The sequence below is a fragment of the Paracoccus sp. (in: a-proteobacteria) genome (assembly GCF_030536915.1).
Lineage (GTDB): Bacteria > Pseudomonadota > Alphaproteobacteria > Rhodobacterales > Rhodobacteraceae > Paracoccus.
On sequence record NZ_JAUNPC010000055.1, the window covers coordinates 1 to 1,644 of the forward strand.

General features: G+C 65.8%; 3 protein-coding genes. 2 read left to right on the forward strand and 1 reads right to left on the reverse strand.

Features of this window, described 5'->3' with window-relative positions:
• On the reverse strand, window positions 1–1,226 hold a 1,226-nt coding region (locus Q4F04_RS10230), incomplete at its 3' end, for a type IIL restriction-modification enzyme MmeI (RefSeq protein WP_368660714.1).
• 64 nt (window positions 1,227–1,290) lie between these two features.
• Here Q4F04_RS10230 and Q4F04_RS10235 point away from each other — a divergent pair.
• Entirely contained in the window at window positions 1,291–1,521 is a 231-nt protein-coding gene (locus Q4F04_RS10235; protein WP_303369729.1) for a hypothetical protein, read from the forward strand.
• On the forward strand, window positions 1,518–1,643 hold the full coding sequence (locus Q4F04_RS10240) for a hypothetical protein (protein WP_303369730.1): 126 nt from the start codon (window positions 1,518–1,520) through the stop codon (window positions 1,641–1,643). The genes Q4F04_RS10235 and Q4F04_RS10240 overlap by 4 nt, the downstream gene beginning before the upstream one ends.
• Window position 1,644: the final 1 nt, after the last annotated feature.

Sequence of the window (1,644 nt, forward strand, 5' to 3'; positions counted from 1 at the left end):
CCGCGCGGCAGGCCCATCGCCTCGGCATCCAGGTTGACGCGGTGTTCCAGGTCCTTGAGCGACAAGAGCGCCAGATACAGGAAGTTTCCCGACCCACAGGCCGGATCCAGCACCCGGAAGCCCGCCAGCCGTTCAAGGAAGGCTTCCTTGAACGCTTCGGCTTCCTTGTGGGCGCGGGTGCGGGCGGCGGGACTGCGTGCCGCTGCGGCCTTGTCCAGGGCGGCGCGGATTTGCGCCTGCGCGGCGTCCCATTCGGCCAGCAGGGGGCGGATGATGACCGGCTCGACAATCTGCATGATCTTGTCGCGGTCGGTGTAATGCGCGCCAAGCTGGCTGCGCTTGTCGGGGTCAAGGCCGCGTTCGAACAGCGTGCCCATGATCGAGGGGTCGATCTCCGACCAGTCCAGCCGGGACGCCGCAAGCAGCTCGTTCACGTCGTCGGCTTCCAGCGGCAGGGCCTCGGCATGGTCGAACAGCCCGCCGTTGAACCATTCCACCTGTTCAAAGCCGACCATGCCGCCCGACTGCATCGCGGCAAACAGGGTCGCGGCATGGGTCTGGAACATCCGGGGCTGACGCTGGGCATGTTCGATCATCCGCTGGAACATGCGGTCGGGCAGCAGGTTCACGTCCTCGGCGAACAGGCAGAAGATCAGCCGATTGACGAAATGCGCGACAGCGTGGGCCTCGTGCCCCCGGCGGCGCAGGTTCATGGCAAGGGCGGCAAAGCGGCCGGCGGCTTCCTCGGTCAGCCCCTGCCGGGTCTTGGCCGGGCGCAGCCGCTCGGGGTCGGTGAAGGCGGCTTTCAGCAGGTCGCGTTTCGCCGCGTCGGCCAGCTCGTCCAGGGCGATGTCATGGACCTGCTGGACGGTGTTCGTCCAGTTGGTGTGAAGCTGGATGCGGTCCATGTCGGACACGATCAGCAGCGGCGGGTTCTCCAGCGCCACGGCATATTGCTGAAGCTGGGCAAAGGCGGCCTTCAGGTCTTTCCGCTTGCCCTTGTATTCCCAGGCAAAGCAGCCGCGCCGCCACACGTCCGCCCAGCCTTCGCCGCCGCTGGTCTTGGTCGCCCCCTTCTCGAAGGTGAACCAGTCGCCCCTAGGGTCCGCCGTCACCGGGTCGTCAATGCCCAGCAGGCGGCAGAGGTCCAGGAAATGCGCCTGCGCCGCGCTGCGTTCCTTGAGTTCGACATTGCGCCACTTGGCGATGAAGGCGTGTGGCGTCATGGCGTCCCCTTGGTTGGCCGGGGTATATGAGCGGGCGCACATGGGCGGTGCAAGGAGGGGTTGCATGGTGACGGAACGCGACGCGCTGGCGGCCTATAACGAGCGGGTGAAGCTGTTTGCGGGGTTCATCAACGCGCTGGGCATCGGCATGATCGGCTTTGCCGTGCTGCGCCCGCTGGCGGACAGCCTGTTCAATGCATCATGGGCAACGGCGTGGTGGACGGGAACCGGACTCGCAATGCACGGCGTTTCCCACTATATTCTGGGCAGGATGCGGAAAGAGGTGCAGGAATGACACTGTTCGAGTTCATCGTTCCCGTCATCGCCCTTGCGGTCGCAGGGATCGGCGTCCTTGTGCTGCGCCGGGAAGAAAAGGCCCTCGACAAGCCCAGCGCGCGGCATCACCCCGCCGAATGAC

Excerpts from the sequence above, each read along its gene's own strand:
- Q4F04_RS10235 (WP_303369729.1), top strand. The coding sequence starts at position 1,291 with ATGGTGACGGAACGCGACGCGCTGGCGGCCTATAACGAGCGGGTGAAG.
- Q4F04_RS10240 (WP_303369730.1), top strand. The coding sequence starts at position 1,518 with ATGACACTGTTCGAGTTCATCGTTCCCGTCATCGCCCTTGCGGTCGCA.